At 68.0% G+C, this 22,811-nt stretch carries 26 protein-coding genes; 12 read left to right on the plus strand and 14 right to left on the minus strand.

What is annotated here, in order from left to right; all coding sequences use genetic code 11:
- The first annotated feature begins 149 nt into the window (after positions 1-149).
- From AB0M22_RS00625 to AB0M22_RS00635, 3 genes are all read left to right on the plus strand, one after another.
- Positions 150-1,106: a helix-turn-helix domain-containing protein gene (locus tag AB0M22_RS00625; RefSeq protein WP_364719197.1), complete on the plus strand. Its 957-nt coding sequence runs from the start codon at positions 150-152 to the stop codon at positions 1,104-1,106.
- Between the two features lie 108 nt (positions 1,107-1,214).
- Complete coding sequence (locus AB0M22_RS00630; protein WP_364719199.1) at positions 1,215-1,931, plus strand: class I SAM-dependent methyltransferase; 717 nt, start codon at positions 1,215-1,217, stop codon at positions 1,929-1,931.
- A gap of 78 nt (positions 1,932-2,009) precedes the next feature.
- On the plus strand, positions 2,010-2,621 hold the full coding sequence (locus AB0M22_RS00635; protein ID WP_364719201.1) for a dihydrofolate reductase family protein: 612 nt from the start codon (positions 2,010-2,012) through the stop codon (positions 2,619-2,621).
- Here AB0M22_RS00635 and AB0M22_RS00640 read toward each other — a convergent pair.
- Positions 2,615-3,325: an SGNH/GDSL hydrolase family protein gene (locus tag AB0M22_RS00640; protein WP_364719204.1), complete on the minus strand. Its 711-nt coding sequence runs from the start codon at positions 3,323-3,325 to the stop codon at positions 2,615-2,617. The genes AB0M22_RS00635 and AB0M22_RS00640 overlap by 7 nt on opposite strands.
- A 41-nt stretch (positions 3,326-3,366) precedes the next feature.
- Positions 3,367-3,798 (minus strand): MarR family transcriptional regulator, encoded by a 432-nt coding sequence (locus AB0M22_RS00645; protein WP_364719206.1) that lies wholly within the window; start codon positions 3,796-3,798, stop codon positions 3,367-3,369.
- Between the two features lie 84 nt (positions 3,799-3,882).
- Here AB0M22_RS00645 and AB0M22_RS00650 point away from each other — a divergent pair, with 84 nt between their 5' ends.
- Positions 3,883-5,061: an MFS transporter gene (locus AB0M22_RS00650; protein ID WP_364719209.1), complete on the plus strand. Its 1,179-nt coding sequence runs from the start codon at positions 3,883-3,885 to the stop codon at positions 5,059-5,061.
- On the opposite strand, the gene AB0M22_RS00655 is transcribed toward AB0M22_RS00650, so the two are convergent.
- The 5 genes from AB0M22_RS00655 to AB0M22_RS00675 form a co-directional block, all read right to left on the minus strand.
- Positions 5,058-5,981: a hypothetical protein gene (locus AB0M22_RS00655; RefSeq protein ID WP_364719211.1), complete on the minus strand. Its 924-nt coding sequence runs from the start codon at positions 5,979-5,981 to the stop codon at positions 5,058-5,060. The genes AB0M22_RS00650 and AB0M22_RS00655 overlap by 4 nt on opposite strands.
- A gap of 83 nt (positions 5,982-6,064) precedes the next feature.
- The gene (locus tag AB0M22_RS00660) at positions 6,065-6,610 is read right to left on the minus strand and encodes a thioredoxin family protein (RefSeq protein ID WP_364719213.1); all 546 of its coding nucleotides are present in this window, start codon (positions 6,608-6,610) and stop codon (positions 6,065-6,067) included.
- A gap of 67 nt (positions 6,611-6,677) precedes the next feature.
- Positions 6,678-7,619 carry a threonine/serine dehydratase gene (locus AB0M22_RS00665; RefSeq protein WP_364719215.1) on the minus strand — a complete coding sequence of 314 codons (942 nt, stop codon included), beginning with the start codon at positions 7,617-7,619 and terminating at the stop codon, positions 6,678-6,680.
- 8 nt (positions 7,620-7,627) lie between these two features.
- A complete protein-coding gene (locus AB0M22_RS00670) occupies positions 7,628-9,019 on the minus strand; it encodes a phosphatidylglycerol lysyltransferase domain-containing protein (protein WP_364719217.1) in 1,392 nt (463 codons plus the stop codon).
- Positions 9,020-9,233: 214 nt separating this feature from the next.
- Positions 9,234-10,004 (minus strand): dienelactone hydrolase family protein, encoded by a 771-nt coding sequence (locus AB0M22_RS00675; protein ID WP_364719219.1) that lies wholly within the window; start codon positions 10,002-10,004, stop codon positions 9,234-9,236.
- Positions 10,005-10,231: 227 nt separating this feature from the next.
- Here AB0M22_RS00675 and AB0M22_RS00680 point away from each other — a divergent pair, with 227 nt between their 5' ends.
- Positions 10,232-10,738: a hypothetical protein gene (locus AB0M22_RS00680; protein WP_364719221.1), complete on the plus strand. Its 507-nt coding sequence runs from the start codon at positions 10,232-10,234 to the stop codon at positions 10,736-10,738.
- A gap of 29 nt (positions 10,739-10,767) precedes the next feature.
- Here the strand turns inward: AB0M22_RS00680 and AB0M22_RS00685 are convergent, their stop codons facing one another.
- Positions 10,768-11,934 carry an FAD-dependent monooxygenase gene (locus AB0M22_RS00685; protein WP_364719223.1) on the minus strand — a complete coding sequence of 389 codons (1,167 nt, stop codon included), beginning with the start codon at positions 11,932-11,934 and terminating at the stop codon, positions 10,768-10,770.
- Positions 11,935-12,022: 88 nt separating this feature from the next.
- On the opposite strand from AB0M22_RS00685, the gene AB0M22_RS00690 reads away from it, so the two are divergent.
- Both AB0M22_RS00690 and AB0M22_RS00695 read left to right on the plus strand, forming a co-directional pair.
- Positions 12,023-12,724 carry a TetR family transcriptional regulator gene (locus AB0M22_RS00690; RefSeq protein WP_364719226.1) on the plus strand — a complete coding sequence of 234 codons (702 nt, stop codon included), beginning with the start codon at positions 12,023-12,025 and terminating at the stop codon, positions 12,722-12,724.
- Between the two features lie 89 nt (positions 12,725-12,813).
- The gene (locus AB0M22_RS00695) at positions 12,814-13,575 is read left to right on the plus strand and encodes a helix-turn-helix transcriptional regulator (RefSeq protein WP_364719228.1); all 762 of its coding nucleotides are present in this window, start codon (positions 12,814-12,816) and stop codon (positions 13,573-13,575) included.
- Between the two features lie 64 nt (positions 13,576-13,639).
- Here AB0M22_RS00695 and AB0M22_RS00700 read toward each other — a convergent pair whose 3' ends face one another.
- The 3 genes from AB0M22_RS00700 to AB0M22_RS00710 form a co-directional block, all read right to left on the minus strand.
- Complete coding sequence (locus AB0M22_RS00700; RefSeq protein WP_364719232.1) at positions 13,640-14,041, minus strand: VOC family protein; 402 nt, start codon at positions 14,039-14,041, stop codon at positions 13,640-13,642.
- A gap of 142 nt (positions 14,042-14,183) precedes the next feature.
- A complete protein-coding gene (locus AB0M22_RS00705; protein WP_364719235.1) occupies positions 14,184-14,597 on the minus strand; it encodes an arsenate reductase ArsC in 414 nt (137 codons plus the stop codon).
- A gap of 379 nt (positions 14,598-14,976) precedes the next feature.
- Positions 14,977-15,885, minus strand: coding sequence for an oxygenase MpaB family protein (locus AB0M22_RS00710; RefSeq protein WP_364719238.1), 909 nt, complete (start codon positions 15,883-15,885; stop codon positions 14,977-14,979).
- A 119-nt stretch (positions 15,886-16,004) separates the two neighbouring features.
- Here AB0M22_RS00710 and AB0M22_RS00715 point away from each other — a divergent pair, with 119 nt between their 5' ends.
- On the plus strand, positions 16,005-16,757 hold the full coding sequence (locus AB0M22_RS00715; protein WP_364719240.1) for a Sir2 family NAD-dependent protein deacetylase: 753 nt from the start codon (positions 16,005-16,007) through the stop codon (positions 16,755-16,757).
- A 5-nt stretch (positions 16,758-16,762) separates the two neighbouring features.
- Here the strand turns inward: AB0M22_RS00715 and AB0M22_RS00720 are convergent, their stop codons facing one another.
- On the minus strand, positions 16,763-18,061 hold the full coding sequence (locus AB0M22_RS00720) for a D-arabinono-1,4-lactone oxidase (RefSeq protein ID WP_364719242.1): 1,299 nt from the start codon (positions 18,059-18,061) through the stop codon (positions 16,763-16,765).
- A 53-nt stretch (positions 18,062-18,114) separates the two neighbouring features.
- Positions 18,115-18,786, minus strand: a complete 672-nt coding sequence (locus AB0M22_RS00725) for a TetR/AcrR family transcriptional regulator (protein WP_364719244.1) — start codon at positions 18,784-18,786, stop codon at positions 18,115-18,117.
- Between the two features lie 117 nt (positions 18,787-18,903).
- Here AB0M22_RS00725 and AB0M22_RS00730 point away from each other — a divergent pair, with 117 nt between their 5' ends.
- Positions 18,904-20,403, plus strand: a complete 1,500-nt coding sequence (locus AB0M22_RS00730) for an MFS transporter (protein WP_364719247.1) — start codon at positions 18,904-18,906, stop codon at positions 20,401-20,403.
- A gap of 66 nt (positions 20,404-20,469) precedes the next feature.
- On the opposite strand, the gene AB0M22_RS00735 is transcribed toward AB0M22_RS00730, so the two are convergent.
- Positions 20,470-21,627, minus strand: coding sequence for a lipase family protein (locus AB0M22_RS00735; protein ID WP_364719249.1), 1,158 nt, complete (start codon positions 21,625-21,627; stop codon positions 20,470-20,472).
- Between the two features lie 284 nt (positions 21,628-21,911).
- On the opposite strand from AB0M22_RS00735, the gene AB0M22_RS00740 reads away from it, so the two are divergent.
- The 3 genes from AB0M22_RS00740 to AB0M22_RS00750 are packed head-to-tail and all read left to right on the plus strand — an operon-like array spanning position 21,912 to position 22,806.
- Positions 21,912-22,271: a CrcB family protein gene (locus AB0M22_RS00740; protein WP_364719251.1), complete on the plus strand. Its 360-nt coding sequence runs from the start codon at positions 21,912-21,914 to the stop codon at positions 22,269-22,271.
- Complete coding sequence (locus tag AB0M22_RS00745) at positions 22,232-22,573, plus strand: DUF190 domain-containing protein (protein ID WP_364719253.1); 342 nt, start codon at positions 22,232-22,234, stop codon at positions 22,571-22,573. Before AB0M22_RS00740 ends, AB0M22_RS00745 begins: the two co-directional genes overlap by 40 nt.
- A complete protein-coding gene (locus tag AB0M22_RS00750; protein ID WP_364719255.1) occupies positions 22,570-22,806 on the plus strand; it encodes a hypothetical protein in 237 nt (78 codons plus the stop codon). Before AB0M22_RS00745 ends, AB0M22_RS00750 begins: the two co-directional genes overlap by 4 nt.
- Positions 22,807-22,811 lie beyond the last annotated feature (5 nt).

Here is a 22,811-nt window from a genome sequence, read left to right on the forward strand (position 1 = left end):
GCGAGGCTAGCGGCGAATCGACCGGCGAGGAATGGGCGAAACTGCCACACACCGGTCGATTCTCGCCAAATGCTCTGGCCTGGTGATCTGCTTCATATGTGCAGTTCAGAGGTATTGGCTCGAATCCGGCGGCCACCTATCCTGGCGTCATGCATGTCGTGGCTGTGCTCGCGCTGGACCAGGTCATCCCGTCAGACCTGACCACCCCCATCGATGTGTTCGGCGCGGCCCGGCTGCCCGGCGGGCGACCGGCCTACCGGGTGCGGGTCTGCGGTGTCACGCCGACGGTGGATGCCGGGGCGTTCACGTTGCAGCCGCCGTTCGACCTGACCGGATTGGCCGACGCGGACACGATCCTCGTGCCGGGCCGCGCCGACCTCACGCTGCCGGTGCCGGACGAGGTCCTGGCCGCGCTGCGGCAGGCGGCCGCCCGGGGCACCCGCATCGCCTCGATCTGCGTCGGCGCGTTCATCCTCGCCGACACCGGCCTGCTGGACGGACAGCGCGCGACCACGCACTGGGCCGCGGCCACCGAGTTCGCCGCCCGCTATCCGGCCATCGAGGTCGACCCCGACGTGCTCTACGTGGACAACGGTCAACTGCTCACCTCGGCGGGCGCCGCCGCGGGAATCGACCTGTGCCTGCACCTGATTCGGCGCGATCACGGGTCGGCCATCGCCGCCGACGCCGCCCGGTTGTCCGTCGTGCCGCTGGAACGCGAAGGGGGACAGGCGCAGTTCATCGTGCACGACCAGCCGCCGACTCCGCGCGGCTCGGTGCTGGAACCCGTAACCCGTTGGCTGCAAGACAATTTCGCCAAGGATCTGACCCTCGACGATATCGCCGCGCAGGCCGGGATGAGCACCCGCACGCTCAATCGCCGCTTCCGTGAGCAGACCGGAACCACCCCGTTGCAGTGGTTGCTGCGCGCCCGGATTCGCCAGGCGCAGTACCTGCTCGAATCCACCGCGCACCCGGTGGACCGGATCGCCGGACAGGTCGGTTTCGGTTCGCCCACTGCCTTCCGGGATCGGTTCAAGCGGGTCGTCGGCACCAGCCCGCACAGCTACCGCGCGGCCTTCCACGGGTCCACCGTCGGCGGCTGAATCGCGGCGAAAGCATGTCACGTCAAACCGGAGACACTTACTCCGTTTCTGGTTAGACTTCATCCGTCGAATTCCCGATCCACCATCAAGGCGAGGGACAGGTTAGTGATGACTGACAATGACGGAACACCCGCGATCGACCCGTCGAGCATCGATTTCGAGCAGGCCTATCAGGGCGGCACCATCGTGGAGGGCCTGGTCATGGACCGGCTGCCGTGGGAGATCGGCCGACCGCAGCCGCTGCTCGTCGAGTTCGAGCAGGCGGGGCGGATCACCGGCGACGTGCTCGACATCGGTTGTGGCCCCGGCGATACCACGATCTATCTGGCCGGCCTCGGCTACCAGGTGACCGGCTTGGACTTCGCGCCGACGGCGATCGAGAAGGCTCGGGCCAAGGCGACCGAAAGCGGTGTCGCGGCGTCGTTCGCCGTCGCGGACGCGACCGTGCTGACCGGCTACGACGACCGGTTCGACACGGTGGTCAGCAGTGCGCTGGCGCATTGCCTCGATCCGGAACAGCGCATCCAGCACGTGGCGGCGCTGCGCCGGGTGATGCGACCCGGCGCGCGATTGATCCAATTCTGTTTCTCCAAAGCCGATTTCAGCGAGACCTACGCCCCGTACTCGATCGGCGAGGACGAGCTGCGCGCCACCTTCAGCGCGCCGGACTGGAACCTCACCGAGCTGCGGAACGACAAGCTGACCGCGATCAAGCCGTCGCCGGAGTTCCGGGCGGTGATGGACCGCAGCGGGGCGAACCTCCAGTTCGATGCGGAGGGTTCGATGCTGCTGCCGATCTGGGTAGTGGAGGCTGAACGGGTCTGACCCGCGGCACCGATGATTTTCCGATCACCGCTCCGTCAGATCAGGCAACACCGGCACTACTGATCCAGGAGATGGACAATGAGGAAAATCACCGCAGGCATGTTCGTGGCCCTCGACGGCGTGGTCGCGGACCCGCAGGACTGGCACTTCCCGTACTTCAACGAGGAGATGGGTGCGGCGGTCTCCGCGCAGCTGGGGACCGCCGACACGCTGCTGCTCGGACGGGTGACCTACGAGGGCTTCGCGGCGGCCTGGCCGGACCGCGAGAACGCCGGCGGCGAGGACGCGGGCATGGCCAAGTCGATGGGCGATGCCCGCAAGATCGTGGTCACGCATCAGGACCTGGACCTGCCCTGGCGCAACTCCGAGGTGCTGAAGGGCGATCTGGTCGAGGCGGTGACCGCGCTGAAGAACGAGCCCGGCGGCGATATCGGCATGAGCGGGTCGGTGTCCGTGGTTCGCCAGCTGCTGCGGGCGGGACTGCTGGACGAGCTGCATCTGCTGGTGCACCCGATCACGGTCGGCAAGGGCCTGCGGTTGTTCGACGAGAGCGATTCGACGCTGCCGCTGCGGCTGCTCTCCTCGGAGACGTTCAGCACCGGTGTGCTGCACCTCGTCTACACCAAGGACGACGCCGCGCCGACCGGCGGTTACGAGGAAGCGAAAGCCGCTCTGCCCAAGGATCAGTAGTCCCACCGCGGCGGGCTGTCCTGGACGGCCCGCAGCGCGGGGGCGAGCAGGTGCGCGAGCTGCTTGACGTACTCGGTGGCGAGCACCGCCTGCCCGGCGGTGGCGAAGTGAATACCGTCGGCGCTCAACAGGTTCGGGCGATCGTTGAGCGGGTGGTGCCACATGTCGATCACCGTGGCGTCGAATTCCGCGGCGAGCTTGCGGGTCAGGTCGTTGACCCGGCAGACGCGGTCGCGCCAGTCCGGAAAGACCGGTACGACATAGGCTTTGCCGAGGGTGAAGGCGGTCAGCCGGGCGCCCGTGTTCGCCGCCATCCGGTACATGTCGCGCAGAATCTGTTCGATCTCACCGAAATCCGGTGTGCGGCGGACGATGTCGTTCGCGCCGGACGGTAGGTGCAGGAGGTCGGGGGCGAACTCCAGCATTCGATCCGCTTGGTGCCGAAGGGTTTCCGGGGTAGTCGCGCCGATCTCCGCGGTGTTGAGATACGCGAGATCGGGGTGCACCCGGCGCAGGACGTCGGCCACGCGGTCGCTCCAGCCGAGGGTGGCGTAGCCCGGGCTGGGGTCGCCGGTGCCGGCGGACAGGCTGTCGCCGATGACGGCGAATCGTTGCCAGGGGGCGTCGTAGATCAGTGCCGCGGCCGCCAGGGGTGGCAGGCAGAACGGATCGGTTTCTTCGGTGGTGGGGATGGCCACGGTCATGAAACAAACAATACGTGCGTACGTATGTCTATTTCAAGAGGTCAGTCCTCGGTCATGGCGTGGAGTAGATCGCGCAGGGCCTTCTGCTGCGCGGCGGTGAGCGAGGTGAGTGGGGACTCGGCGCCGAGCAGCTCGACCGCGTCGGCGCGACGCTGCCGGCCGGCCGGGGTGAGCACGATCTGTTTGGCCCGCCGGTCGGTTGGATGAGGTTCGCGGCGGATCAATTCCTGCTGCTCGAGTCGATCGAGGACGAAGGTCGCGTTGGACGGCTCGCAGGACATCCGGGTGGCGAGCTCGCGCGCGGTGATCGGTTCCGACAGTTCGCGCAGCGCGATGACCTGGGACGGGGTGAGTTCCAGCTGTTCGGCGACGCGCCGGACGTGCACGTCGAGCCGGTGGGTGAACTGGTGCACCAGCTTGCAGACGTCCCGGTCGAGCTCGGTGTCCACGGCCGGCGGGGGCTGGCGGGTCATTGCTCCGAGTCTAGCGCTCATGGTTCGAACTGTGATAGTTCTAGTTCATATCATTTGAGTTAGAACTATATTAGGGATGCTGTGATGCGACCGGCTGTGTTTTCGTTGATGTTGGTGGTGTTCAGTCTCACGACCGGGGAGTTCGTGATCGCCGGGATTCTGCCGGAAGTGGCTGCGGGGCTGAATGTTTCGGTGTCATCGGCGGGGATGCTGGTGACCGCGTATGCGATCGGGATGATCGTCGGCGGGCCGATGGTCACCGTGTCGACGGCGCGGGTGGGGCGCAAGCGGCTGGTCGTCGGGCTGGTGCTGTTCGCGGTGCTCGCGAATCTCGGTTCGGCGATCGCGCCGAATTACGCTGTGCTGCTGGTGATGCGGGGCGCGGCGGGGTTGGTGGTGGCCACGTTCTTCGCGGTGGCGATCGCTACCGCGGTGTCGACCGCGGTGCCCGGTAGGGAGGCCGCGGCGGTGGCGCGGGTGGCGCTCGGGATGAATCTGGGGATCGTGCTCGGGACGCCGATCGGGGCGGTTATCGGCCAAAGTCTGGGTTGGCGGGCGACTTTCGTCGCGGTGGCGTTGTGCGCGGCGGTGGCGTTGCCGTTGGTGATCCGGTTCATGCCGGATCTGCCCGTGGCGGACGGATCGGTGTTCGGCGAGTTGCGCGTCTTCGGCGACCGCGGGGTGTGGTGGGCGATCGGGCTCACGGCGCTCGGAAACATCGGCGTGGTCACCGTATTCACGTTCATCACGCCTTTGCTCACCGAGGTCGGCGGGTTTGCCGCGAGTGCGGTTCCGGTGCTGCTGTTGGTGTACGGCGTGGGTGCGGTTGTCGGCAATCAGGCAGGCGGGTGGTTGGCCGACCGGGCACTGTTCCCCTCGGTGACGGGACTGCTGGCCGCTTTGGCCGGTGCGCTGTTTCTGTTCTGGCTCGTCGGTGGGAACCAAATATGCGCGGCGATAACGACTTTCGTGATCGGCGCGCTGGCGTTCGCGATCATTCCCGGGATGCAGACTCGGGTTGTCGCGGCGGCGGTCGCGGCGCCGACACTGGCTGTTGCGGTCAACGCCTCCGGGTTTCAGCTCGCGGCGGCATTCGCCGGACGGGTGGGTGGCGGAGTCATCGGTGATGGATCGGGCTTGCGATTGATTCCGTTGGTCGGCGCGGTGCTCACCGTGGCGGGTTCGGCGCTGGCGGCCTACCTGTGGTGGCGTGAGCGCAGCACCGCATCCGAACGGACGCGGGCTGTCGCCGAGAACCGTTAGGTCGCCAGTGCTTTGGCGACGATGCCGCCGGTGATCGCCTTGGTCAGATAGTTCGTCGAGTCGTGCGGGCTCGCGCCGTTGTCCAGCGGTTCCTCGGTGATCGGGGCGACGTCGGCGCCGGGGAACGGCGGGAAGTACGGGACGAGGTCGAGGTGGGCGGCGACGAGATCGTCGCGGTCGACCAGGTTGTGCCAGCTGGCAACGGATTTCGGCACGGTGGACGGTTGTGGGCGGAGCCGGTCGTAGATGACCGTGCGCAGGCCGAGCGGCGAACCCATGGTCAGCAGCGCCACCTCTTGGTCGACCCGATGCAGCGCCTCGTAGGCCACGACCGAGCCGAGTGAGTGGGCGATGACGAGCTTCGTCTCCGGGCCGATGTGGGCGAGCACCTGCTGCTGCGCGTACTCGCGCACGGCCGGATCGGTGAAGTAGCGGGTGACCTGGGAAAGCGCACGCACCACGAACTTCTCCGCGAGCCCGACGCCGAACGGCGCGAACCAGCGCAGCCGGACCAGCGCGTTGAGGGCCGGGCGCAGTGCGGCTTTCGCCCCCTGCGCCTTGGCCTCCGGCGGCGGCACGGCGCTCAGCCGCTGGGCGGTCACCCGGTCGCGTTGGTCGCCGGCGAATTCGGCGGCCGTCGCCAACCACTCCTCGGCCAACTGCTCCATGAGCTCGAGCTGCTCGTCGCTGAGGTCGCCGACCGCGGTGCCCTGCGCGCCCTCGGCCAGGAACTGGTTGCCGTAGAACGCCATCCTGGTCGAGATCTCACCGGGTAAACCGTTGCGCCACAGGCGATCGGCCAGTTCGTTGTCGCCGTGGTTGCGCACCCCGCCCGCCAGTCCCGGCAGCCACTGGGCTTCGAGAGTGTCGGCCGCGGCCTGCTCCTGGGCGATCCCGTGCACGAGGACGATGGTTGCCAACGCCCCACCCCTTTCGTTGGACGGTCAAGTCCGGCCGACGGCATACATTCTCGCCGAGTCGGCGCCGATTGTCGCGTGCTGATTCAGTCCGTGCGCCATTTGATCGAGCAGCCCATGCTCGGCCGGTGCGGTTCGGGCACCGGCTTGCCGTCCAGGACCGCTTCGATCGCGGCGCGCAATTCGTTGCCGGTCAACGGTTTTCCGTTGCCCGGGGTGGATTCGTCGAAGGCGCCGCGGTAGGCGAGGGCGAGGGTCGCGTCGTAGAGGAAGAAGTCCGGGGTGCACGCGGCCTGGAAGGCGTGGCCTACTTCCTGTGACTCGTCCACCAGGTAGGGGAAGGTCCAGCCGGCGCGAATGGCCTGGTCGCGCAGCCGGATCGGGGAGTCGTCGGGATAGCTGACGATGTCGTTGGTGCAGATCGCCACCGTCGGGATGGGGAGCGAGTCGACGAGTTCACCCAGCGCCGCCTCGAGATGCTTGACGTACGGGCAGTGGTTGGACGCGAAGACGACGAGCAGGGCGGGCCCGTCCGCGAACTCCGCGCGCGAATGCGTCCGATGATCTAGATCGGGCAGCGTGAAGTCCGGTGCCGGTGTGCCGAGGGGAACCATGCGGGATGCGAGCGCCATGGAAGTGCTTCCGTCGGGATCGAAGACGGCTACGAGCGTAACTCGGCCCGAGGGCGTTCGCTGGGGATCAGGTGGCCAGATCGGCCGGATCGGTATTCGCGCCGCACACCACGACGCACACCTTCTCGCCGGGTTCCGGCCGGAAGGCCGGCGAGGTGACACCGCCGCGCAATGCGGCAAGCGCTGTGGCGGCGCCGTATTCGACGGCGAGGCGACGGTCTTCCCAGAGGGCCCGGCGGGCCGCGACGATGTCGGCGTCGTCGACCAGCACCGAGGTGACGTCGTAGTGCTGTGCGGCGAACAGGGCCAATTCGGTGGCCCGGCGGGCGCCGAGCGAGTCCGCGGCGATCGAGTCGATGTCCTCGTCGACCAGCTCACCCGCCTCGATCGAGGCGTTGAGGGCGCGGCAATGCGCGGGCTCCACCGCGATCGTCCGGACGCCGTAATGCTGTGCGGCGGTGGCTATTCCGGCGAACAGGCCGCCGCCGCCCACGGCGACCACCACGGTGTCCAGGTCGGGGAGCTGCTGATGGATCTCCTCCATCAGCGTGCCCGCGCCCGCGGCGATCAGCGGGTTGTCGTAGGCGTGCGAGAGCAGAGCGCCTGTCGTGGCGGCGAATTCGCGACTGGCCGCGAGCGCGTCGGCGTACTGCGTGCCGATCAGCGTGACCTCGGCGCCGTAGGAGTGCAGCCGGTCCACCTTCACCTTCGGCGCGGTGGCCGGCAGGAACACCGTGGCCCGCACGCCTTGACTGCGCGCGGCCCAAGCACAGGCCAGCCCGGCGTTGCCGCCGGAGGCGATGGTCACGCCCGCGTCCGGCAGCGTGCCGTTCTCCCGGTGGGTGAGCAGGAAGTTCAGCGCGCCTCGGGCTTTGAAGCTGCCGGTGTGCTGGAGGAACTCCAGCGCGAACCACAACTGCCCGTCGTCGGCGGGGGCGATGGCGATCGGCCGGACCTGGCCTGCCACCCGTTCGACGGCGGCCTTGATCTCGCTGTGGGTCAGTTCCATCGGCTTCCTCAGTGTTCGCGGCGGTGCGGGGCGAACTCCAGGGTAAGCAGGGCGGCGGCGGCGATGACCACCTCGCGCCAGCGGATCAGCACGTATCGCTGATCGGTGAGCGCGTGGAACTTGCGCAGGAACCGATACAGCGATTCCAGCCGGATCAGCGGATCACCCAGGTGCACAGCCACATAGATAAGCTTCGCCGTGCGCGACTTCTCCTTGTCGGCGAACAGCTCGGGGAAAGGCGCGAAGGCCAGCGAGATCCGGTGAACGTCGTGCTCGCGGGCGTAATCGATCAGGTCGATGATCATCCGCTCGTCCAGGCCGTTCGGCGCGTCCTTGCGCCGCCACGGCACGTCGAGGCTGAGCTCGCGGCCGCGGTTGGAGACGCCGTAGCGCTGGAAGCCGGCCAGCGTTCCGTTCTCGTCCTTGGCCATGACCACCAGCATGTTCGGGTTCCGCCCGTCGAGCAGGTGGTCCAGGATCATGGAGAAGCCGCGGGTCTGCCTGCCGTGGCCCCACGAGTCGACGATGGCGAGCAGCTCGTCGCGCTGCGCGTCGGTGAGTGCGGACTCGTCCACGATCTCGGTGGTGACGCCGAAGTTGCGGGTGCGGCTGACCGCCTGCCGCAGGTTGCGGAAGTGCCGGCCGACCATCTTGAACTCGTCCACGTCGATCACCACGTCCCGGCCGATCGGGACGGCGTGCAGCCCGCGATGGTCGAGCGCGCGCCGCCGCCACATCTCGGCGAGCTCCGGGCTGGCGCCGAGCACCGCGACCCGCCAGCCCTGGTTGATCGCGAATTCGGAGAACTCCGTGAGCAATTCGGGGAAGGCCGCGCGGTCGCCGATCGGATCGCCGGCCACCACGGCGATGCCGAAGCGGGTGCGGTAGCCGATGCCCGCGGTCGAATTGCCGTTGAAGAAGTAGGTTTTCGAGGAGTGCAGGGCGAACGGGGCCAGCGGATCCAGCTCGGTCCGGCCGACCAGTTCGGCCACCCGGTACAGCTGTTCGGGCTGCGGCCGGCTCGACTGCGGCAGCACCATGATGAATCCGCTGGCGGCGAGCAGCACGAAACCGACGCCGGAATGCTCGGCGCGGTAGGCGAGGCTGGCGATCGCGAGGACCAGGACGGCGACCGCGAAGTGCGCCAAGGTAATCGGCCGGCGCAGGTGCAGCCCGCGGGCCACGAACACGCCCGCCACCGCGATGCCGAGGAACCACGCGTGATCGGCGCCGTCCTTCGCCGCGGGGTGGGCCGCGTACACCAGCAGCACGCTGACGACCAGCGCGACGCCGATGAAGACCGGTCGGGTAGACGAGGTGGTCGTCAGCGCGGCCTGGCGGTACCCGGTGAAGGTCGAGTAGCGCTGCGCGGCCGCCGCCGTTCCCCGGTCGTCACTCACGCCGAAACTCCGCCCCGTTGTCGCGTTCCTCCATCCACAACAGCATCGCCATGTGGTCCTCCCGTGATCGCCTACTCACAACACTATGCGGAACCGGCGGTTCCAGCGGCAACGACCCCCTGGAAACCGTCCGGTTGGTCGCGTGACGGGCACAAGGCGATCCGGCGGCTGGAGTCGATGCCGACTCCAGCCGAAACATCGGATGATATGGCCTTTATTCCGCCTGGAAGGAACGATGTAGCAGCGAAAGCAGATCGTCCAGGTGGCGCTGGTACGCGTCCTGGCGATACGCAGGCGTGTCCCGCATGGTGAAACCGTGCGCGGCGTCCGGGTAGACGACCGAGGTGTGGCGCACGCCGGCCTTGTCCAGGGCTTGCTCGAGGCGGGTGATGTCCTCGGGCGGCATGGACCCGTCGTGGTCGGCGTGCGCGACGAACAGTTCGGCGGTGATGTCGGCCGCGGTGTGGTGCGGGCTGTCCGGTCGGTCATCGGCCGCGAGGTAGCCGCCGTGGAAGCTGGCCGCGGCGACGATCTGGTCACCGAAGGTGGCTGCGGTGCGCAACGCGAGCCGGCCGCCCATGCAGTAGCCGGTTGTCGCCAGCGCGCCGGGCGACACCAGTTCGTTGGCGGACAGCCACGCGAGGTAGCCGTGCGCGTCCTGCATCGCCTTGTCGGGGGTGAGCGCGTCGCGTGCCGGAGCCAGGGCGGTGAAGAAGGCGCCCATCGCTTCCGGTTCGCTGAAATCGGGGAGCGGCACCACCGGGGCGCGACCCGAGCGGTAGAAGAAATTGGGCGCGAGTACGGCGAATCCGTGCGCGGCAATGGTTTCCACCATCTCGCGCAACCACGGTCGCAGGCCGAGCGCGTCCGGATAGAACAGCAGGCCCGGATGCGCGGCATGGTCGGCGGGGTGGGCGAAGTAGGCGTCGGCGGTGCCGTCGGGCAGTGGAATTTCGACCGCGTTGAACGCGACGGGTGAAGTCATCAGACGAGTCTCCGTGGAGTAATGGTGACAACGAACGAGCCAACATTACTCCGGCAAATTACTGAATAAATCGGCGATTTCGGGCGCGTGTACTCTCCATTCGACTCCGAAGTTGTCATGCTCTGTCTGTTGGCGGCGTGCACGTGGTCACGAGACGCACCCCGCAGTTCGATCGCTGATCGGTACCAATCGCCTGGTAAGTGGGGCGCGACGAGAGGGTTTGATCTGTGAAATTGATTTGGCTGGTGGGTCCGGCGCTGGTCGCGGTGGTCGTGTCCGGATGTTCCGACGACAAGTCCGCGAGCAAGGAATCGTCCTCGTCGAATAATCCGGGGACGTCCAGCTCGGAAGAGACCACGCCCGCCGCGGGCGACGACAGCGAAACCGGTGGCGGCGTGCGGATCGCGCTCGGCGAGACCAAAAAAGTCGCGGTGCCCGCCGACGCGGTGATGGATATCCGGGTGCCCGCGGAGTGGGGCGCGGCGGCGAATGACCTGCGCTGCACGGTGGTCGACAGTTCCGGCCGGAACGAAGATCTACGGTCCTCGGATGTGAAAAAGACCGAATCGGTGAATGGCAAGGACTGGATGACGGTGTGGACGTTTTCCGCCGCCCCGGTCGGTGATGTCACGGTCGGTTGCAAAGACCCCGACTCGAAAATCGCCGCCGCGCATCCGGACGCGTTCGTTCGCGTCGTCCCGCGCGGGGTAATGCCGATGCCCGCCCAGCGCTGAGCTTCATCGCTGGGCGGCGGGGCGTTCGGTCACGCGGCCTCGGCCGGGGTCGGGCGATAGACTCGGGCGGCCATGGACTGCAAGACCGACAGGCGGGTCAGCTGGTTGCGCAGCCAGATGTGGCTGCGCGCCGCGGGAATCAGCATCGCGCTGCTCGCGCGGACCGAGCGCTGCCGCTCGAGCACGGTCGGGCGCAGCTTGTCCTGGTAGCGGGTGAACGCGACCCGATGGTCACCGTTCGCTGCCGCCAGCTCGCCGGCGAGCAGGTGCGCACCCTCCAGCGCGAGGGCGGCGCCCGCGCCGGACAGCAGCGTCGCGCAATAGCCGGCGTCGCCGACCAGCGCGACCCGGCCGTTCGACCAGGTCGGCATCCGGACCTGGCTCACCGCGTCGAGATAGAAGCCCGCGTCGGCGCTCGCCTGGTCCAGCAGGGTGGGCACCTGCCAGCCCAGATCGTCGAAGTAGCGGTGCAGCAACGACTTCTGCGCGTCCTGGTCGCGATGGTCGAAGTCGAGCACGCGGGGCTCGCGGAAGGCGAAGAACGCGGTCGCCAGGTCGTGGTTGCCCGAGCGGTAGACGCCGGCGACCTTGCCGGGCGTGTTGTACAGGACCACCGAGCGCGGGCGGCCGAGGTCGGCGGCGACGCGGGCGGTGGCGAAGTAGATGCCGAGATGGTGCAGCGCGTCGGCTTCCGGTAGGACCGCGAGATTGCGGACCCGCGAATGCAATCCGTCGGCGCCGATCACCAGGTCGAACTCGGCTTGCTTGCCGCTGTCGAAGGTGACGTCCACGCCGTCGGGGCGCTGGGCGAGGGTGGCGATCGAATCGCCGAACGTGTAGTCGACGTCGTCGGCGGTGGCGTCGTAGAGCACCCGGGCCAGGTCGCCGCGCATGATCTCGAGGTCGCCCTCGGTGTTGAAGGTGCTGGTCGGCATGCCCGCGACGCGGCGGTCGGCGGCGTCGACGAAGGTCAATTCGCGGATGTCGGTGGCCCGTTCGCGCAGGGCGGGCAGGATGCCCATCTGCGTGGCGATGCGCACCGAGTCGCCGCGGAGGTCGACGCCGTTGCCGCCGTCGCGCAGGGTGGGGGTCCGCTCGACCACCGTGGGCCGGAAGCCGTTGCGCGCCAGCCAGAAGGCGAGGGCGGGGCCGGCGATGCTGGCGCCGGAGATGAGAACGCGGGGGTTGTTCGGCACGGTGGCCTCCTCGATATCGATACTGACCGTTGGTCAGTCCTGAAGGTAGATCACTGACCGACGGTCAGTCAAGCGGTAGGATCGAGCCGTGAGTGAAGAAACGACGCCGAATACCCAGGCGCGAATCCTCGAGGTGGCGATGGCCTTGTTCGCGGCGCATGGCTATCACCGCACCTCGGTGCGTGCGATCGCCGAGCAGCTGGGCCTCAGCAAGGCCGGCGTGTTGTACCACTATCCGAGCAAGTACGACATCCTGGCCGGGCTGGCGGAACCGCTGCTCACGGCCATGGAGTCGACCGTCGCCGAGGCGCGGCATCCCGATCCGTGCGAGGCGCGGCGGCGGGTGATCCACGGGTTGCTGGAGACGTTCATCGACTATCGCTACCTGCTCCGGCTGAACGTCAACGATCTCGCCTTGGCTGCTCCCGGAAGCATTTTCGATCGTTTCCGGGACACCATGATGCAGGCGAATCTGCTGGTCGCCGGGCCGAACGCGACCTTCGCCGAACGGGTGCGGGCGAGTCAGGCGATCGCCGGACTGAGCGATCCGGTCGTGCTGTACGCGGAAGCGCCGGTCGAGGAGTTACGGACCGAGGTGCTCGAAGGTGTGCGGCTGCTGTTGTCCGTCGATCCCACGCCGGCGACCGGGCAGCGGGGGCGTCCTGCTGCGATGACTCCCGACCTGGTCGCGCAGGCTCGTCACCTGCACGAGGTGGAGAAGCGCAGCGTTCCGGACGTCGCGCGGGTGCTCGGGGTCTCGCGCGCGACGGTCTATCGCTATCTCAAATAGAATATATTTTTGAGACGATATTTTTGAGACAGTGCAGCGGCTTCGCGGCGCCGCTGGAGGGTGTCGGTGGGCGGCGGTAGCGTCGGGATATGGACGAGACCTCGGGCGGTGACGGGTACCGGGAGTGGCCGTCGCGGTTCGGGCAGGCGGTCGTGTGGACGCGGACGGTGCGCGCGCAGGACGCCGGGATGCCGGTGTTGCCGGACGGCTGTATCGATCTGTTGTGGGTCGGCGGACAACTCGTCATCGCCGGGCCGGATACCCGGGCCTTCCGGCCGCGGGCCGCGGTGGGGACGCGGTACGTCGGGATCCGGTTCTTTCCCGGGACGGCGCCGGCGCTGCTCGGGGTGCCCGCGGACGAATTGCGGGATCGGCGGATCGAATTGGCCGACGTGTGGTCGTCGGGGACGGTGCGGCGGCTGAGCGAGGAACTCGGCGAGGCCGGCGATCCGGCGTCGGCCCTGGAGCGGATCGCCCTGCGGCGAGCCGCGGAGGTGTCGCCACCCGATCCGGTGCTGCGTCGAGTGGTGACGGCGTTGGACGCGGGTTGGTCGGTGGGTGCGACCGCCGATGCGGCCGGGCTCAGTGCGCGGCTGTTGCATCGGCGTTCGCTGGCAGCGTTCGGTTACGGACCCAAGACCTTGGCGCGGGTATTGCGCATGCAACGCGCGCTGGCGGCGGCGCGGCGCGGGGTGTCGTTCGCCGACACCGCGGCCGCCACCGGCTTCGCGGATCAGGCCCATCTGGCCCGGGAGGTGCGTGACCTCACCGGAATGCCGTTGGGGCAGGTGCTGACTCGGTCGGGTGCCGCGGCGTCGGAACGCAGCGGCTCGCTGTCGACGGTGATCTGACGGGCCGGAGCACCCGCCGACGATGTGACCGATCGGTCAGCGAATGCCGCCCGGCTTGCGCGGTTCAGTCGGCGGTGGGGAGCGTCGCGTAGAGGTCGACGCCGTTTCCGTCCGGATCTTGAATGACGGCGTAGCGCTGGCCCCAGAACGCATCCCACGGCTTCATCTCCCCGTGGTATCCGGCCTCGACGAGTTCCGCGTAGACCGAGTCGACCTCGGCGGGATCGGCGCAGCGGAAAGCCAATCCGATGCGGCCCGCACTGCTCGGGGGCTGCCAATCGGTGTGGAAGGACTTGATCGTGGCCTCGGTGTCGAGGGCCAGCCGGAAACCACCCGGCAGCACCGCTTCGGCGTGCGGCGCCGTCGCCGAACCTTCGGGAAAGTCGAGCCCGAGGCGGCGATAGAACGCGACCGAGGCCCCCATATCGGAGACAACGATGCCGACGACGTCGAGTTGTGGAGTCATACCCGAACCGTAACCACTCCGCCCCCGCCGGTCTTGAACGAATCGGACAGCACCCGGGTTGCTTCGCACACGCGGTTCGCGCGGCACACACGCACCGGCATGCGGCGGGTGTGTGCCGAACGAAGCGGATGTGCGAAGCCGCTCAGCGGGCGAGCGCGGGGACCAGTTCGGCGATGAGGTTTTCGACGAGGATTTGGATGCGGTCGCGGATGGTGCGGATTACGTCGATGGTTTGGCCGGAGGGGTCGGGTAGGACCCAGTCGCGGTAGCTGATGCCGGGGAAGAAGGGGCAGGCGTCGCCACAGCCCATGGTGACTACCACGTCGGAAATGCCGACTGCGTCCATGGTCAGGGGCTTGGGGGTGCGGGCGGAGATGTCGATGCCGACCTCGGCCATGGCCGCGACGACTACCGGGTTGAGCGCGTCGGCCGGCGCGCTGCCTGCCGAGCGGACGTCGATCCGGTCGCCGGCGAGCGTGCTGAGAAACCCGGCGGCCATCTGCGATCTGCCCGCGTTGTGCACGCAGATGAACAGCACGCTGGGCTTGTGCGGCATAGAAGCGCCTTTCGTGAGCTGACCTGAAGCAAGGATTGTCTGTGCTGCCAGATAAGGGTTATCCGGCGTGTTGGGGCCGAAACGCTGTCGAAGCGTACGGGATACGTATACCAGCGCGACGAAGATCGTTACTGCGGACAGGTCCTCGTCCGCATTGACGCCCCTTGACGGGCCGGGTCTTCGCACCCGATTCGCCTCGAAAGCTGTTGTTGCACAGCCCTTTATAGGATAGGTGCGGATCGCGCCGGTGTCGCGTTCGCGGAGCGCGATCGGACAGAGTTACCGGACTGGTCGGTTTGTGGGAGCCCCGAAAGCCATTGCCACACAAACAAAAACGGCGCTGCGGCCGGTAGTGGCCGCAGCGCCGTCGAGGGGAGCCTCAGATCGGACGGAAGTCGATCATCTTGCGCAGCCGCGCCCGATCCCGCTCCAGGCGACGGGCCTCGTAGGCAATCGGGAAGTATCGCACGCGTTCCGGCAGCAGCGGAACGGCCCGCGCGATCACCCAGCCGAGCGCCCGCAGCTTGCGCTCGTCGGACTCGCTCCAGGTCAGTCCGAGCTTCGCCCTGGCGACCTCGGGGGTGGTGCCGACCGTGACGAAGTACTGCATCCGGCCGACCGGCGCGACCGCCCGCCGCCAGATCGGCGCGAAGACGCGCGGCAACTGCTTCGGCGGCGCGACGGACCGGATCACCCGCAGATAGTCGCGCGCGGTCCCGGTGGCCTCCAGTTGATTCGCCACCATGTCGTTGAAGAAGGTCTCGAACTCGGCGTAGCCGGCCGGAATCTCCTTGGGCGCCACCGAGAAGTTGCGCATCAGCTGCACCATCTCCTGGTAGACCGCCTCCTTCTCGGCCGCGGAGAGCGGGTTGCGGGCGAAGTACTTCGCGTTCTCGGCGAAGGCGAACGTTCCGGTGTGCAGCACCCAGGCCCACGGCCCGGAGGCGAGCGCCTTGTGCCGGACGCCGTGCGCGTCGGTGGTGTTGAGCGAGGCGTGCATGGTGCGCAGCCGATCCGCCTCGGCGAGCGCCTCCTCGCCGCCGTAGATCCACATCATCACCGACGCGATGCTGCGCAGGGCGCGGCCCATGGGGTCGGTGCGGAAGGTGGAGTGCTCGTCGACCACCGCGGAGATGCTCGGTTCCATGGTCTGCAACAGGAAGGCCGAGCCGGCGGTCAGTGAGAAGGTGATCAGGCCGGTTTCGTCCCAGAGCCGGGTGCCCGGTGCGAACGGGCGGCGCGGCGCGGGCGTGTGCGCGCTGGTGGATTCGAGGGCGGACACGGTCATCGTGATCTCCTTTGATCAACACCTAAAGCGATGAGAGGATTAGCGTAACATTCTCTCATCGTCTTTCGTAAGGTCAATCGAGCCCGGGTGACCCGGTGACGCCCCCTAGGCTCGGTGTCATGACGAGCGAGTGGCGCAGCCGCGACGGCCGCATCGGGGTGCTCACCGGGGCGGGCATCTCCACCGACTCCGGTATTCCCGACTTCCGCGGCCCGCGCGGCGTGTGGACGAAAGACCCGATCGCCGAACTGCTTTCGACCTACGACAGCTACCTGGCCGACCCGGAACTGCGGCAACGCGCGTGGCTGGCCCGGCGCGACAACCCGGCCTGGCAGGCGCGGCCCAACGCCGCGCACGTCGCGCTGGCAGAGCTGGCGCAGGCGGGGCGCGCGGTCACGATCATCACCCAGAACATCGACCGGTTGCATCAGCAGGCCGGATCGCCGGCCGACCGGGTAATCGAGATCCACGGCAACATGTTCGAGGTGGTTTGCGTCGAATGTGATTACCAGACCACGATGGCCGCGACCCTCGACCGGGTCGCCGCGGGCGAGGCGGACCCGCCGTGCCCGCAGTGTGGCGGCGTACTGAAATCGGCGACCGTCATGTTCGGTCAGCAGATGGACCGGCGCACCATGCTGAAGGCCGCGCTCGCCGCGCAGACCAGCGCCATCTTCCTGGCCATCGGCAGCTCACTCCAGGTCGAGCCGGCGGCCTCGATGTGTGCCGTCGCCGTCGAGAACGGCGCGGACCTGGTCATCGTCAACAACGAAGCGACGCCGTACGACTCGATGGCCACCGAGCTGGTCCGCGAACCCATCGGCGCCGCGGTCCCGCGCCTGGTCGCCGAGATCCTCGCCGCGCGTGGCTGATTCCGTCAGTCGATCGGGCCGAGCACCCGGTTCAGGTAGGCGTTGCTGAACCGGCCCTTCGGGTCGAACCGGCGGCGCACCTCGGCGAAGCGGTCCCAGTCGGGGTAGCGCTCGCGCAACGTGTCCGCGGTCTGGAAGTGCCGCTTGCCCCAGTGCGGGCGTCCGTCGTACTTGTCGAACACCGCCTCGCAGGCCCGGAAGTACGGCTCGTAGGCCATGCCGCGGTACTGGTGTACCGCGATGTAGCAGGTGTCGCGCCCGGTGGCGGGGGAGAGGAACGCGTCGTCGGGCGCGACCCAGCGGATCTCGATCGGCATCGCGGTGTGGAAGTTCGTGGCGACGTTCTTGATGTCGCGGATCGCGGCGGCGGCGTGCTCGCGCGGGATCGCGTATTCCATCTCGGTGAAGCGGAGCAGGCGCGGGGACGCGAAGACCCGGTAGGAGCGGTCGACCTGACGACGGTAGCTGCCCGCGTAGGCGGCTCCGCGCTGGATCATCGGCACCAGTCGAGGCTGCCAGCGAGCGAGCTTGCACAGCGCGTCGAAGGTGTAGTTGGACACCAGGATGTCGGTGAACCAGTCGGCGGCCTTGCTGCGCGGCTGCTCGACCAGTTCGACCGGGTTGTTGCGCTTGGTCATGGCCAGCGGGCTGTGGCCGAACATGTAGAACTCGAAGTGCTCGTTGTCGTCGACGTAGGAATCCAGGTCGGCCAGCAGGTCCTCGACGGGGACTGGGCGCTCGATGCCCTCGAGCACGAACGACGGCACCAGTTGCAGCGTCACCGCGGTGATCACGCCGAGCGCGCCGACGCTGACCCTGGCCGCGCGCCAGCCGTCCGGGTCGGTCTCGGCGTTCAGCTCGACCCGGCTGCCGTCGGCGAGCATCAGCTCGATGGAATGCATTGCGGCCGAGAGGTTTTGCAGGGTGGACCCGGTGCCGTGGGTGGCGGTGGCGGTCGCGCCGGCCACGGTCTGTACGTCGATGTCGCCCAGGTTGGGGAAGGCGAGGCCGTGCTCGTGCAGCTGGTTGCTCGCGGCGTTGAGGGTGATGCCCGCTTCGACCCGGACGCGTCCGGTGGCGGTGTCCACGTCCAAGACGCGGTTGAGCGCGGCGAGGTTCAGCAGCACGCCGTCGGTCAGGACGGTGTCGGTGAACGAGTGTCCGGCGCCCGCGACGCGCACGATCTGGCCGGCGTCACCGGCCCGGCCGAGGATCTCGGCGACTTCATCAGCAGTGCGCGGGGCGGCGATGGTCGCCGGTGCGCACTGTTGATCGCCAGCCCAGTTCACCCACGAGTTGGTCATGTGTCCAACTGTAGGGGATCATTGTGTGATCTGGCCTACCTATAACGCAGTTGTTACCTTTTGCGTCCCTGGCACGCGCCCTTCGCCTGTTCCACCTCGGTGTCGTTCAGCGGCGGTACCAGCAGTTGCTGCGGCGGGGTGCGATCGGAGCGCACGCCGTTGAGCACGATGGCCATATAACGCTGCCAGACGTCCGGGTTGACCGGCCGGGCGAACTCGGCGATGCCGTCGACCATGTGGATCAGCGCGAAGAAGTCGGAGGGCTCGATGCCGGGCGCGAGCACGCCGGCCTCGCGGGCCCGGTCGACGATGCCGGTGACGGTCGGCTTGATCCGGTCGCGCACGACGACGAACCGGTCGACGTCGTCCTCCAGTTCGAGCATCACCTCGCTGAAGCCACGGTTCTTCGCCATATGGCGGCAGGCGTATTCGAAGAACTCGACGAGGCCGAACCAGGGATCGGCGTGCCGGAGGGCGGATTCGGCCGCCTCGGCGAACTCGGTGATGCTCTGTTCGAAGACCTCGGTGATCAGTTCCTTTTTGTTGGCAAACCGCCGGTAGACGGTGCCGACGCCGACGCCGGCGCGTTCGGCGACGTCGTCGAGGGTGATCTCCAGTCCGTGGTCGGCGAACAGTTCGCGCGCCGCGGCGATGATCCGCTGTTGGTTCCGGGCGGCATCGGCACGCAGGCGCCGGGGTGGAGAGAGGGCCGTGGCGTGATTCACACCCACATCCTATCAAGTATCGGGATTAAGCGGAGGCGTTCTCTCCGTTATGGTGGTAGCTTCTAACAGTAACCGGAGGCGTCAACTCCGCATCAATACTTGAGACAAAGGGGACACATGACTACCACGTTCGACCGTGGGGCACCCGCCCCCGCGAAACCGGATCAGGGCCGTCGCGGCTCGCACGCCCTGCGTTGGTGGGTGCTCGCCGTCCTCGGCGTGGCGCAGCTCATGGTCGTGCTGGACGCGACCGTCGTGAACATCGCCCTGCCCGCCGCGCAGCGCGACCTCGGCTTCAGTGACGGCGACCGCCAGTGGGTGGTCACCGGTTACGCGCTCGCGTTCGGCAGCCTGCTGCTGCTCGGCGGGCGGCTCAGTGACCTCTTCGGTCGCCGCAACACCTTCATCATCGGCCTGATCGGCTTCGCCGGCGCCTCCGCGGTCGGTGGCGCGGCCACCAGCTTCGAGATGCTGGTCGCGGCCCGCGTCGGCCAGGGTGTGTTCGGCGCGCTGCTGGCTCCGGCCGCGCTCTCCCTACTTACTGTCACGTTCACCGAACCGAGTGAACGAGCCAAGGCGTTCGGCATCTTCGGTGCGGTCGCCGGCGCCGGTGGCGCGATCGGCCTGCTGCTCGGCGGCATGCTCACCGAGTGGGCCAACTGGCGCTGGGTGATGTTCGTCAACCTGGCCTTCGCGGCCGTCGCCCTGGTCGGCGCGGTGCTGCTGCTGGCCAAGCACGTGACCACGAACCGGCCCAAGCTCGACATCCCCGGCACCGTCGTGGTGACCGCGGCCCTGTTCGGCATCGTGTACGGCTTCTCCCACGCCGAGTCGACCAGCTGGACCAACCCGGTCACGCTCATGTTCCTCATCGGCGGCGCGGTGCTCATCGCGGTGTTCGCCTTCCTGGAGACGAAGGTCAAGCACCCGCTGCTGCCGTTGCGGATCGTGCTGGACCGCACCCGCGGTGGATCGTTCCTGACCGTGTTCGTCATGGGCATCGGTATGTTCGCGATCTTCCTGTTCCTTACCTACTACATGCAGCTGAGCATGGGCTACTCGCCGATCAAGACCGGCCTGGCGTTCCTGCCGATGGTCGCGGCCATGGTCGTCTCGTCCACCACGGTGCCCTCGTTCGTGCTGCCGAAGCTCGGCCCGAAGGTCGTCATGTCCGGCGGCTTCCTGATCGCCGCCGGCGGTATGGCCTGGCTGACCCAGATCGGGCTGGAGACCGGGTACTCCTCGCACATCCTGCCCGCGCTGATCCTGCTCGGCCTCGGCCTCGGTGGTGCGATGTCCACCGCGTTCCAGGGTGCGACCTCCGGGGTGCACCACGAGGACGCCGGTGTGGCCTCGGCGATGATCAACACCAGCCAGCAGGTCGGTGGCTCGATCGGCACGGCGCTGCTCAGCACCATCGCCGCCTCGGCCGCCACCGACTACCTGTCGACCCGCACGCCGGATCCGCTGACCGTCGCGCAGTCCGCGGTCGAGAGCTACACCACCAGCTTCTGGTGGGCGACCGCGATCTTCGTGGCCGGCGCGCTGATCACCGCGGTGCTGATGCCGAACACGGCGCCGGTCCCGTCGGAGGGTGAGCCGGTGCTCGCGCACTGACGTTCCGCTCGAACGACACAGCGCCCGCATTCGAATCCGAATGCGGGCGCTGTGCTGTGTACGGACTCAGCAGTTACTGGGTGCGGGCAGGCCCGCGAACCGATCGCCGAGGTAGTTGAACGCGTTGATCGCGCCCGGTGCGATCGCGGTGCCGTGGTCGGCGCCGGGGATCAGGTCGAGCTGGACGCGCACGCCCTGGCTGCAATACCGGCCGAGGACGTCGCGCACGAGCTGCGGGGACACCTGGTCGTTGGCGCCGTGCCACTCGTAGATCGGGGTGCGCGGGACGCCGGGGTAGATCTCGATGCTGTTCTCGTGCAGGATCCGGACCACCGTCGGGTCGGCATCCATCGCGCCGTAGAAGACATCGCTGAAGCTCTTGTTCGCGCCCGCGTCGATGATCTGGCTGGTGCAGGCGTTGGCGATCTGGTCGCGCAGGGCGTAGCCGGCCGGGTTCAGGATCCGGTCCATCTGCAGCTCGGCCGGGTACTCCCGCTCGAGCCCGATGGCGGCGGCGAAGCCGAGACCGAACAGCGGGCTGCGCTGCAACCCGACGTCCTGGGCCAGCTTGCCGATGTTCATCGGGACACCGCCCTGGGCCGCGCCGACGATCGGCAATTCCGGCGCGTACTCCGGCGCGAGCGCCGCGGCGAATCCGGTCGCCATGCCGCCACCCGAGTAGCCCGCCATGCCGACCGGGCTACCGCCGAGATCGGCTGGGCCGAAACGCTTTACCGCGCGAATGCCGTCCAGGGTCAGCCGGCCGCCGAGCTTCGCGGCGCCGTAGGCGCTGGTCGGTCCGAGATGATCGGGCACGGCGACCGCCCAGCCCCGGGCCAGCAGCATGTTCAGCGCGGGCCCTTCCTGCATGGTGCCGTTGAAGATGCTGTGCGAGGGCGCGCACTGCATGCCGAGCGAGTTGACGAACGGCTGATACGACACGACCGGCCGGTTCATCCCGCCGCCCGGCGGCAGCAGCAGCGTGGTCATCGCGCCGATCGGCGCGTCGGCCGAATTGGTCGACCGGTAGAGCAGTTGCCAGGCCGTCGCGCCGGGGAAGCCCGCCGCGGGCACCTGCCTGCTGCGCATCACGTCGCCCGGCTGGAAGTTCGCGACATCCGGTGGCGCGGAATAGAAGCCGTCGCCGTCGGGCACCGGATAGATCGGGGCGGCCACCGCGGGAGCCAGGTGTCCGAGCCCGGCGGCCGCCGTCGCGAGGGCCACGATCGAGAGTCGACGCAAAGTGCGGCCGACGGCTAGTTGCCGTCTGCCTGATATTTGCTGAAGACCCGGTCGGCAGGGTTCCGCCGTTTCCGGGTGCGCATTCGGTTGTGCCCGCTGTGCCACCATCGTTGCTCCGACCTTGTGAGTGAGGGGTGGAGGCAACTTCGGCCAAACCTTCAGGCCATTCGTACGCGGAACTCGCCCCAATGTCAATGAACAACGCTGTTCGTAGGGCTGTGACCCGCAGGGTCCGGCTGAACGGACCGTCCGGTACACCCGATAACATGACTCGGGTGGCGTTCGCGCGGAGGGTCCCCTGGTCGACGCTCGGGGTAAATGTCATGGGATGCTTTGCTATCGGGATTCTGATGGTTCTGCGCATCGGGGTGTGGGTAGCCCACAGACTGCTGCGTCCCGTTCTCGGTATCGGAGTGCTCGGCGGCTTCACCACCTTTTCCACCCACCGGCTCGAGGTTCGTAGACTGCTCGAATCGGGCGCCGCGGTCCAGGCGCCCGGCTCCCGCGGGGGAGCGGTGGTGGCGTCGTCGGGGTGGACAACTGGATTCACTCGGCAGGCAACGGCACGACGGAAGGGGGCCAGGCAGTGGGAGAAGCAGGACAGTGGCAACCCGCGGCGCGACTGACGGTGCTGCTCGACGAGGACGACAAATGGCGGCACACGCCGCTGTACGCGGAGATCGTCCGGCGCGCCCGCGACACCGGCCTGGCCGGCGCGAGCGTGTGGCGCGGCATCGAGGGGTACGGCGCGTCCTCGCGGATCCACACCACGCGCGTACTGGACCTGGCCGACCATCTGCCGCTGGTGCTGATGCTGGTCGACGAACCGCTCCGGCTGCGCGCGTTCGTCGAACAGAACGCGGAGCTGTTCACCACCCTGAATGTCGCGCTCTCGCCACTGGAACTGTGGCAGGGAGCCGCCCGATGACCCTGCCGCTCGTCGGGCCGGGCGCGGTTGCGCACCGCGTAGACCGTGTCGTACCAGCACGTTTCGCTTCTCTGCTGCCACTGGGCGCGCTGACCGTTAGCATTGTCGGTTCGGCGCTGCTCGGTGGATTGATCGGCGCGGGTGCGGGCAACCGGCTGCTGGGAACCAGTGTCGCGGCCGGCCTGATCGCGGTCTTCGTCGCCGCGTCGACGACACAGTGGTTGTGCCCATGATTCTG

It is taken from the genome of Nocardia sp. NPDC051756, from assembly GCF_040681495.1.
GTDB lineage: Bacteria > Actinomycetota > Actinomycetes > Mycobacteriales > Mycobacteriaceae > Nocardia.

Bases quoted from the DNA above. Each gene is read 5' to 3' on its own strand.
- AB0M22_RS00700 (WP_364719232.1), bottom strand. From the start codon at position 14,041: ATGACTCCACAACTCGACGTCGTCGGCATCGTTGTCTCCGATATGGGG.
- AB0M22_RS00710 (WP_364719238.1), bottom strand. From the start codon at position 15,885: ATGACCGTGTCCGCCCTCGAATCCACCAGCGCGCACACGCCCGCGCCG.
- AB0M22_RS00720 (WP_364719242.1), bottom strand. From the start codon at position 18,061: ATGACCAACTCGTGGGTGAACTGGGCTGGCGATCAACAGTGCGCACCG.
- AB0M22_RS00665 (WP_364719215.1), bottom strand. From the start codon at position 7,619: ATGGAACTGACCCACAGCGAGATCAAGGCCGCCGTCGAACGGGTGGCA.
- AB0M22_RS00675 (WP_364719219.1), bottom strand. From the start codon at position 10,004: ATGACTTCACCCGTCGCGTTCAACGCGGTCGAAATTCCACTGCCCGAC.
- AB0M22_RS00740 (WP_364719251.1), top strand. From the start codon at position 21,912: ATGACTCGGGTGGCGTTCGCGCGGAGGGTCCCCTGGTCGACGCTCGGG.
- AB0M22_RS00640 (WP_364719204.1), bottom strand. From the start codon at position 3,325: ATGACCGTGGCCATCCCCACCACCGAAGAAACCGATCCGTTCTGCCTG.
- AB0M22_RS00715 (WP_364719240.1), top strand. From the start codon at position 16,005: ATGACGAGCGAGTGGCGCAGCCGCGACGGCCGCATCGGGGTGCTCACC.
- AB0M22_RS00625 (WP_364719197.1), top strand. From the start codon at position 150: ATGCATGTCGTGGCTGTGCTCGCGCTGGACCAGGTCATCCCGTCAGAC.
- AB0M22_RS00750 (WP_364719255.1), top strand. From the start codon at position 22,570: ATGACCCTGCCGCTCGTCGGGCCGGGCGCGGTTGCGCACCGCGTAGAC.
- AB0M22_RS00705 (WP_364719235.1), bottom strand. From the start codon at position 14,597: ATGCCGCACAAGCCCAGCGTGCTGTTCATCTGCGTGCACAACGCGGGC.
- AB0M22_RS00650 (WP_364719209.1), top strand. From the start codon at position 3,883: ATGCGACCGGCTGTGTTTTCGTTGATGTTGGTGGTGTTCAGTCTCACG.
- AB0M22_RS00730 (WP_364719247.1), top strand. From the start codon at position 18,904: ATGACTACCACGTTCGACCGTGGGGCACCCGCCCCCGCGAAACCGGAT.
- AB0M22_RS00660 (WP_364719213.1), bottom strand. From the start codon at position 6,610: ATGGCGCTCGCATCCCGCATGGTTCCCCTCGGCACACCGGCACCGGAC.
- AB0M22_RS00635 (WP_364719201.1), top strand. From the start codon at position 2,010: ATGAGGAAAATCACCGCAGGCATGTTCGTGGCCCTCGACGGCGTGGTC.
- AB0M22_RS00630 (WP_364719199.1), top strand. From the start codon at position 1,215: ATGACTGACAATGACGGAACACCCGCGATCGACCCGTCGAGCATCGAT.
- AB0M22_RS00645 (WP_364719206.1), bottom strand. From the start codon at position 3,798: ATGACCCGCCAGCCCCCGCCGGCCGTGGACACCGAGCTCGACCGGGAC.
- AB0M22_RS00695 (WP_364719228.1), top strand. From the start codon at position 12,814: ATGGACGAGACCTCGGGCGGTGACGGGTACCGGGAGTGGCCGTCGCGG.